Origin of the sequence: Aeromonas sp. QDB18 (genome assembly GCF_027705325.1) — a bacterium.
Lineage (GTDB): Bacteria > Pseudomonadota > Gammaproteobacteria > Enterobacterales > Aeromonadaceae > Aeromonas > Aeromonas caviae.
Map to the genome: position 1 here is coordinate 1 of NZ_JAPDBQ010000363.1, position 548 is coordinate 548.

General features: G+C 52.9%; 1 pseudogene. It reads right to left on the bottom strand.

Annotated features, from left to right (window positions below):
* Positions 1–439 (bottom strand): annotated as a pseudogene (locus OKC30_RS21360) (IS630-like element ISAhy2 family transposase); the annotation flags it as partial.
* Positions 440–548 lie beyond the last annotated feature (109 nt).

Consider the following 548-nt stretch of genomic DNA (forward strand, 5'->3'; position numbering starts at 1 on the left):
CGGGCCTGCGCCAGACAATGCCCATACGAGGTAACCATCGGCGGAGCGTGGAGGCTGCCACATTGAGCCCTGTTAACCGATTGATTTTTATAGCCAATAGTTCAGTACACCAACGGCTGCGCTGATAACCAAAATCTTGCGGAGAAAACTGCATGAGCAGCACCAGTAGGGTGACAATCTTGGCGATAGGTAAGACTGGGGCACGGCCAGCCGGTAAGGCTTCTAGCGCATCTATGCCTTCATCTCGATACCACCGAAGCCAACGACCGATGGTCGAGCGCGCAGCGCCGGTAAGGTGATGAACATCGGTGATCGTGCGTCCTTCATGTAACAGCAAGATGGCCATCAAGCGACGAGCATGTCCTTTATCACGGGTGGCATGGATGATTTTGTGAATGCGGCGCCGTTGTGGTCGTGGCAGAGGTGGTAGGATAGGCATCAACTCAGTCCTTTGGGTGTGGCTTGTTTTGTTTAGCGACTAATCAGATCGCACAAACTGGACTGAGTTCCCTTCCTCCGGTGATCTACTATTCGGAACAGCTATTTAG